Consider the following 8399-nt stretch of genomic DNA (forward strand, 5'->3'; position numbering starts at 1 on the left):
AGACGGTTGCGTGGTGGGAGTAACAAGTGTGGCGGGATTTTCATGGAGTCGCTGATCACGGCCGCCGCCCGCGCGCTCGAAGCCGGCGATCCGCTCGGCGCCCTGAATCGCGTCGCGCTGCGCAACGATGCGCCCTCGCTGGCGCTGCGCGGCATCGCGATGGCCCAGCTCGGCGATCTCGCGAAAGCCAAGATGCTGCTGCGCAGCGCTGCGCGCGCGTTCGGGCCGAGGGAGGCGGTCGCGCGCGCCAGATGCGTGGTGGCCGAGGCCGAGATCGCACTCGTCTTGCGCGACCTGAGCTGGCCGGCGCCGTCGCTCGCAAGCGCGCGGGCGACGCTCGCAAGCCATGGCGATCTCGCCAATGCCGCCCATGCCGGCCATATCGAGGCCCGCCGTCTTCTCCTGCTCGGACGCGTCGACGAGGCCGAGCGCACGCTGGCCGAGATCGGCGTCTCCCCGCTTCCGCCCGCCTCTCTCGTCGTTCGCGAGCTCGTGGTTGCCGGCATCGCCATCAGGCGGTTGAAAACAAGAGAGGCGCGCGCCGCCCTCGACCGCGCAGGCAAGGCAGCGCGGTTGGCGAAAATCCCGGCGCTCGCCGCCGAGGTCGACGCAGCGAGCCTGATCCTGAACACGCCGGCCGCGCGCCTGATCGCGCGCGGCAGCGAGCACCCGCTGCTGCTCGGCGAGGTCGAGAGACTGGCGACCTCGACAGCGCTCGTCGTCGACACCTTCCATCATGTCGTACGCAGGCAAGGTGCGGCCGTGTCGCTCGGAACGCGCCCCGTGCTGTTCGCGCTCGCCCGGCTGCTGGCGCAGGCATGGCCTGCGGATGTCTCGCGCGAGGCGTTGATATCGGGCGCGTTCCGGGCCAGGCATGTCGACGAGTCGCACCGCGCGCGATTGCGCGTCGAGATCGGGCGCCTGCGCACCCAGCTCAAGCCGCTGGCCGGGATCAGCGCGACCAGGCAGGGTTTTGAGCTGGCGCCGCGCAGGACGCGCGACGTCATCGTGCTGGCCCGGCCCGTCGAGGAGAAGCACGCCGCGGTCCTCGCCATTCTCGCCGACGGCGAGCCGTGGTCGAGCTCGGCGCTCGCGCTCGCACTTGCCATGAGCGCGCGCACGGTGCAGCGGGCCCTCGAGGAGCTGGCGCGGTCGAACAAGGTGCAGTCGTTCGGCCACGGCAGGGCGCGCCGCTGGGTGACCCCGCCCGTCCCCGGATTCCCGACAGGCTTGTTACTCCCGGGACCGCTATTAAAGGCTTAGGTTGGTCGCATCACAGGGATCGAGCAGATGAAACGTTCCGCCGCAGAGATCGTCAAGGAGTACGGGCCGTTTCCGGGCGTCGAGGCCGTGCATGGCGTCACCTATGACGGCACCCATGTCTGGTTCGCATCGGGCGACAAATTGAATGGCCTCGATCCGGCCAACGGCAAGATCACGCGCTCGCTCGATGTCGCCGCACATGCGGGTACTGCGTTCGACGGCCGCCACCTGTTCCAGATCGCGGAGGACCGCATCCAGAAGATCGACGCTGCGACAGGCAAGGTGCTCACCACGATCCCCGCGCCCGGCGGTGGTGGCGATTCCGGGTTGGCCTGGGCCGAAGGCTCGCTCTGGGTCGGTCAATATCGCGAGCGCAAGATCCATCAGATCGATCCGGACACCGGCACGGTGCTTCGCACCATCGAGAGCAAGCGCTTCGTGACCGGGGTCACCTGGGTCGACGGCGAGCTCTGGCATGGCACCTGGGAAGGTGAGGACAGCGACATCAGGCGGATCGACCCTGAAACGGGCAAGGTGCTCGAGCAGCTCGACCTGCCGGCCGGGACGATGGTTTCAGGGTTGGAATCCGACGGCGGCGATCGCCTGTTCTGCGGCGGCGGCGCCGCCGGCAAGGTGAGAGCGGTCCGCCGTCCCAGGCGCAGTTAGCTGTGCACTGAGGGCCTGGATCGACGGAAACAGCCGTTAACCCGTTTGCCGCAATTCCACCCCATCGGTGCGCTCTAGCGCCCTGCTCGCCTGCCCTGTAAAATCCCCGTCGGGGCGGCCTGGGGGACTGATGCGACTAACCTTGAACTTGAAGACTGTCCTGATCGCCGTTGTGGTGCTCGCTGCGTCGTTTTTCATCAGCCTGAAGGCGATGGACTTGCTGTCGCCGCGCGCGACCAATTCGGCGCCGCCGGTCGCGCAACTGCCACCGCTGCCGCCAGTGTCCAAGAGCTCGATCGTGGTGGCGCCAGTGGCGATCGCGCTGTCGGCGATCCGGGACCAGGCCGAGAAGGCATCACCGCGCAACTTCGCCGGCAAGGCCGAAAATCCGATCTCGCAGATCCTGCAGGACGGCGATATCGGCTGGACCGCCGTCCGCGGGCCGATGTCGGCGACCGGCGACAAGGACGTGCTGACGCTGTCGACGCCGATCAGCGGCAAGCTGAACGTGACGGGTTCGCTGTCGGCGAAAGCGACCGGCGCGCTCGGCGATGCACTGGGCAGCGTGCTCGGCGGCGACGCGGCGAAACGGATCGGCGCGGTCAACATCAAGAACTTGAACGCCAGCGCCGAGATCAAGGGCAATGTGGTCGTCACCTCGCGCCCGAAGCTCGCGGCCGCCTGGCATCTCGAGCCGAATTTGGGCGCACAGGTCAATCTCGGCGACACCAACCTCAACGTCGCCGGCGCCAAGGTCAACGTGCCCGCGCAGGTGAAGCCGCTGATCGACAAGACGGTCGGCGATCAGCTCAACGTCGTCTCGGAGCGCATCCGCAACGATCCCAGCCTGCGCGAGAACGCCAAGGTGCAATGGGCCAAGGCCTGCCGCTCGATCCCGCTGCAAGGTAGCGGTTCCTCGGCCGCGCTGTCGCCGCTCTGGCTCGAGATGAAGCCGACCCGCGCGATCGCAGCGCAGCCGCGCGTCGACGCGCAGAACGTGACGCTGCTGCTCGGCCTCGAGGCCGAGACACGCGTGACGTCGACGCAGACCAAGCCGGACTGCCCGTTCCCCGACAAGATCTCGATCGTGCCGCCGACCGGCACCGGCGTGAACATCGGCGTTCCCATCGACGTGCCTTTCACCGAGATCAACAAGCTGATCGCAGCCCAGATGGTCGGCCACACCTATCCAGAGGACGGCTCCGGTCCGGTCGAGGTCACGGTGAAGAGCGTCAACGTCGTCCCCTCCGGCGAGCGGCTCCTGATCTCGCTGCTGGTGCGCGCCAAGGAGAAGAAGAGCTGGCTCGGGCTCGACGCCGAGGCGACCGTGCACATCTGGGGTCGGCCGATGCTCGACCAGGCGCAGCAGACGCTGCGGCTCGCCGACATCCAGCTCGCGGTGGAGTCCGAGGCGGCGTTCGGCCTGCTCGGCGCGGCGGCCCGCGCGGTGGTGCCTCAAATGCAGCAGGCGCTGGTGCAAAAAGCGACACTCGACCTGAAGCCGATCGCCGCCAACGCGCGCGAGAAGATCGCAGGCGTCATTGCCGACTTCCAGAAGAGTGAGGACGGCGTCAAGGTCGAAGCCAATATCAGCAGCCTCACGCTGGCCGACATCGCCTTCGATTCCAGGACGCTGCGCGTGGTCGCCGAAGCCGGCGGAACGCTGAATGTGTATGTGACCAGGCTGTCGGGGATGTAGAGCGCCTTCGCGCACCGCCCCGCGCCATCTCGTCGCTTGCACCGCTGGCATTCTCGTCGGAGGGTGCTAAGCTGTTTCTCGACAGCATCGTAGGGGACACGCGAGGACAACATGGAAGCCGGCCTGGTCACGCCTGCGCCGGCACTGGTGCGCTTTTCCGGCATTCAGAAGACCTATGATGGCGAGCATCTCGTGGTGAAGAACCTCGATCTCGACATCAGGAAGGGCGAGTTCATCACCCTGCTCGGCCCCTCGGGCTCGGGCAAGACGACCACGCTGATGATGCTTGCCGGCTTCGAGGTTCCGACCCAGGGCGAGATCTACCTGGCGGACCGGCCGATCAAGAACATGCCGCCGCACCAGCGCGACATCGGCATGGTGTTCCAGAACTATGCTCTGTTTCCGCACCTGACGATCGAGGAGAACGTCGCCTTTCCACTGTCCGTACGCAAGATCAATAAGGCGGAAACGCAAGCGCGGGTCAAAGCGGCGCTGCGCATGATCAAGATGGAAACGCTGGCGCAGCGGCGGCCCGGGCAACTGTCCGGCGGCCAGCAGCAGCGCGTGGCGCTGGCCCGCGCGCTGGTCTTCAACCCGCAGCTCGTGCTGATGGACGAGCCCCTGGGCGCGCTGGACAAGCGCCTGCGCGAGCAGATGCAGCTCGAAATCAAGCAACTGCACGAGACGATGGGCATCACCGTCGTCTACGTCACCCACGACCAGAGCGAAGCGCTCACCATGTCGGACCGCATCGCCGTGTTCAACGACGGCATCGTGCAGCAGATCGACAGGCCCGACGCGCTGTATGAGCATCCGGTCAACAGCTTCGTCGCCAACTTCGTCGGCGAGAGCAACGTGCTGGCCGGCACCGTGGAGACGATCGAGAAGGACTATTGCCGCGTCGCGCTGGCGGCCGGCGGCTCCGTCATGGCCCGTGCGGTCAACGTAGCAGGCGCAGGTGCTTCGACCTCGTTGTCGGTGCGGCCGGAGCGGATCGCCATTATCCCTGATGGCGCCTCCAGCGACGGACCGAACCGGCTGCCGGCCAAAGTGCAGAACACGATTTATCTCGGCGACCACGCGCTGGCCGTGCTCGATGTCGCAGGGAACGCCGAGTTCATGGTCAAGCTCCAGCCGGGGGCGCATGATAGCCTGCGGCATAGCAGCCTAAGACCTGGCGAAAACGTGTTCATCACCTTCCGCCCCGAGGACTGCCTCGCCCTCGATCCCGTCTGATCCCGATGCGAGTGGCACCTGCATCGATCAACCTCAACGCAACGCAGATGAAGAAGGAACAAGGACCATGCTGAAGCGCAAGATTGGCAAGATTGCTCTGGGTTTCGCCGCGGCGTTCAGCGCCAGCGCCGCGCTGGCCACAGTCGCGCAGGCGCGTGACCTCACCGTCGTGTCGTGGGGCGGCGCGTATCAGGATGCCCAGAAGAAGGTCTATTTCGAGCCGTTCAAGAAGGCGGCCGGTGTTGCCATGAACGATGAGTCCTGGGACGGCGGCGTCGGCGTGTTGCGCGCCAAGGTCCAGGGCGGCGCCGCCACCTGGGACCTCGTCCAGGTCGAGAGCGACGAGCTCGCGGTCGGCTGCGAGGAAGGGCTGTTCGAGAAGCTGGACTATTCCAAGATCGGCGGCGAGGCCGCTTACATACCACCGTCGGTCAATCCCTGCGGCGTCGGCGCCATCCTCTACGATTTCGTGCTCGGCTACGACAAGGACAAGCTGAAGGATGCGCCCAAGGGCTGGGCCGACTTCTTCGACACCAAGAAGATTCCGGGCAAGCGCGCCCTGCGTCAGGGCCCGAAGACCACGCTCGAGATCGCCCTCATGGCCGACGGCGTCGCACCGAAGGACGTCTACAAGGTGCTGGCGACCGACGAGGGCGTCGATCGCGCATTCAAGAAACTGGACACCATCAAGGGCGACCTCGTCTGGTGGAAGGCCGGCGCCCAGCCGCCGCAATTGCTCGCCTCCGGCGAGGTGGCGATGACCTCGGTCTATAACGGCCGCATCGACACCGCGAACAAGAACGAGAAGAAGAACTTCGGCATGGTGTGGGACGGCGCGCTCTTCACCCTCGACAGCTGGGTCATCCTGAAGGGCAGCCCGAACAAGGACGCCGCCTACAAGTTCCTGGACTTCGCCGGCAAGGCCGAGAACCAGTCCAAATTGTCGGAGAATATTGCCTACGGCACCTCGAACAAGGACGCCGCCGCCTTGATCCAGCCGGCCGTCCTGAAAGATCTGCCGACCGCGCCCGACAACATCAAGAACGCTGTCGAGATCAACGTTGCCTACTGGCTCGAGAACATCGACCGCCTGACCGAGCGCTTCAACAAATGGGCCGCGAAATAACGCGCCGGCGAAACGGCGTGCGGCGCGCATTCAGAGCATCTTCGTTGCGGCCATCCTTCGAGACGCCCGCTTTAGGCGGGCTCCTCAGGATGAGGACGGAGTGTGCGGCGGCCATTTCGCAGGAACTGGTGTTGATGAGCCTCATCCTGAGGAGACCGCGAAGCGGTCGTCTCGAAGGACGAGGCGCGCGCTCAGACCGATCGAAGAGGCTCTCCACATGACGGCAACTTCCTTGACCGGCGCCAATGCGTTGACCGAGGTGCCACTCAAGCGCCGATTGCGGCGCGCAGAGCGGACACGCCAGGTCAAGGCATTGGCGCTGGTGCTGCCGCTTCTCGTCTTCCTGCTCTTCACCTTCGCGGGCCCGATCGCCGGCATGCTGTGGCGCGCGATCGATGACCGCGAGGTACGTCAGGCTCTGCCCCAAACCGTTGCGGCTCTCGCCAGCTGGGACGGCAAGGACCTGCCGGATGAAAAGGCCTACGCGGCGCTGGCCAGCGACATCCTGGCGGCGCGCGCCTCCGGCACCATTGCCATCGCAGCCAAGCGGCTCAATTACGCCCTGAACGGCTTTCGCACGATCCTGACCAGCACCGCACGCAATCTGAAGGCGGTGCCGGAGCCCGGCACGGCCAGGGAGACGCTGGGCAAGATCAACCCGGCCTGGCGTGAGCGCACCACCTGGACGACGATCAAGGATGCCGGTGGCCCGGTCACGGGCTTCTATCTTTTGGCGGCACTCGACCTGACGCGGAACGTGGACGGCGCGATCGTCGCGGCCCCGCCGGATCAGGCCATCTACCGCGATGTCTTCGGACGCACCTTCCTCATCAGTCTCGGTGTCACCGTACTCTGCCTGCTCCTCGGCTTCCCGGTCGCGTACCTGCTGGCGACGCTGCCGCCCGGCCGGTCGAACCTCTTGATGATCTTCGTGCTGCTGCCGTTCTGGACATCGCTTCTGGTGCGCACCTGCGCCTGGATCGTGCTGCTGCAGAGCAAAGGCGTCGTGAACGACAGCCTGCACTGGCTTGGCATCATCGACGAGCCGTTGCGCCTGATCTACAACCGCTTCGGTGTCTGCGTGGCCATGACCCATGTGCTGCTGCCGTTCATGATCCTGCCGCTGTACAGCAGCATGAAGGCGATCTCGCCGGCTTACATGCGTGCCGCCGCCTCGCTCGGCGCGCCACCCTTCACCGCTTTCCTGCGAATCTACCTGCCGCAAACCCTGCCCGGCATCGGCGCGGGAGGCCTGCTCGTCTTCATCCTCGCGCTCGGCTACTACATCACGCCGGCCCTGGTCGGCGGCGCCGCCGATCAGATGATCAGCTACTTCATCGCGCTCTACACGACTGAGACCGCCAATTGGGGCCTTGCGTCGGCGCTGGGGGCGGTGCTGCTGCTGGCCACGATTCTGCTCGCTCTCGTCTACGGCAAGCTGGTGCAGGGCCAGCAGGTCACGGGAGGGATGAAGAATTGAGCGACAATGCTTCCCTCCGCACGCCCAGCCAGCGCATCGCGTGGACCGCGACCATCGTCATCTCGACGCTGGTGTTCATCTTCCTGATCGCGCCGATTCTCGCAATCATGCCGCTGTCCGTCAGCTCGGGCTCGTACCTCACCTATCCGCTGCCCGGCCTCTCCTTGCGCTGGTACGACGACTTCATCAACTCGCCGCGCTGGATGAATTCGCTGAAGAACAGCATGATCATCGGCGTCGCTTCGACGCTTCTGTCCATGGTTCTCGGCACGCTGGCCGCATTGGGGCTCGCGCAGTGGAAAAGCCGGTTCAAGCCGCTGGCGCTGGCTTTCGTGCTGTCGCCGGTCGTCGTGCCCGGTGTCATCACCGCGGTCGGTCTCTATTTCTTTTTCGCGCCGATCGGACTGACCGGCAGCTATCTCGGCTTGATCCTGGCTCACACCGCGCTGGCGACGCCCTTCGTGGTGATCACGGTCGGCGCGACGCTGCAAAGCTTTGACACCAACCTCGCGCGCGCCGCCGCCTCGCTCGGCGCCTCGCCGCTTGAGGCGTTCCGCCGCGTGATCCTGCCGCTGATCCTGCCCGGCGTGGCGTCGGGCGCGCTGTTCGCCTTCGCCACCAGCTTCGACGAGGTGGTGATCGTGCTGTTCATGGCAGGGCCAGAGCAGCGCACCCTGCCGCGGGAGATGTTCAGCGGCATCCGCGAGAACATCAGCCCGACCATCACGGCAGCGGCGGTGATCCTGACGACAGTCTCGGTCATCCTCCTCGCCACCCTGGAAGGCCTGCGCCGGCGCAACGAACGGCTCAAGGGCAGCAGCGCCTGAGCGGGGACCTTGTCCAGCGGATGGATTGGTAACAGAACAGACCGGATGGATGGGTGACACTGTTCATGATTTGGTCGGCTCCGGCGCTGCGCTAGCGCAGCG

At 66.0% G+C, this 8399-nt stretch carries 7 protein-coding genes; all 7 read left to right on the forward strand.

Annotated features, from left to right (window positions below):
- The first annotated feature begins 42 nt into the window (after positions 1 to 42).
- The 7 genes from ABID58_RS20960 (at position 43) to ABID58_RS20990 (ending at position 8297) form a co-directional block, all read left to right on the forward strand.
- Positions 43 to 1263, forward strand: coding sequence for a helix-turn-helix domain-containing protein (locus ABID58_RS20960; RefSeq protein ID WP_354034308.1), 1221 nt, complete (start codon positions 43 to 45; stop codon positions 1261 to 1263).
- Between the two features lie 27 nt (positions 1264 to 1290).
- The gene (locus ABID58_RS20965; RefSeq protein WP_354034309.1) at positions 1291 to 1929 is read left to right on the forward strand and encodes a Vgb family protein; all 639 of its coding nucleotides are present in this window, start codon (positions 1291 to 1293) and stop codon (positions 1927 to 1929) included.
- 130 nt (positions 1930 to 2059) lie between these two features.
- Positions 2060 to 3628, forward strand: a complete 1569-nt coding sequence (locus ABID58_RS20970) for a DUF4403 family protein (protein ID WP_354034310.1) — start codon at positions 2060 to 2062, stop codon at positions 3626 to 3628.
- Positions 3629 to 3739: 111 nt separating this feature from the next.
- Positions 3740 to 4864 carry an ABC transporter ATP-binding protein gene (locus ABID58_RS20975; RefSeq protein WP_354034311.1) on the forward strand — a complete coding sequence of 375 codons (1125 nt, stop codon included), beginning with the start codon at positions 3740 to 3742 and terminating at the stop codon, positions 4862 to 4864.
- Positions 4865 to 4931: 67 nt separating this feature from the next.
- Entirely contained in the window at positions 4932 to 5990 is a 1059-nt protein-coding gene (locus ABID58_RS20980) for an ABC transporter substrate-binding protein (protein ID WP_354034312.1), read from the forward strand.
- A gap of 217 nt (positions 5991 to 6207) precedes the next feature.
- A complete protein-coding gene (locus ABID58_RS20985; protein WP_354034314.1) occupies positions 6208 to 7470 on the forward strand; it encodes an ABC transporter permease in 1263 nt (420 codons plus the stop codon).
- Complete coding sequence (locus ABID58_RS20990) at positions 7467 to 8297, forward strand: ABC transporter permease (protein WP_354034315.1); 831 nt, start codon at positions 7467 to 7469, stop codon at positions 8295 to 8297. Before ABID58_RS20985 ends, ABID58_RS20990 begins: the two co-directional genes overlap by 4 nt.
- Positions 8298 to 8399 lie beyond the last annotated feature (102 nt).

Source organism: Bradyrhizobium sp. S3.2.6, assembly GCF_040546885.1.
Taxonomy (GTDB): domain Bacteria; phylum Pseudomonadota; class Alphaproteobacteria; order Rhizobiales; family Xanthobacteraceae; genus Bradyrhizobium; species Bradyrhizobium cytisi.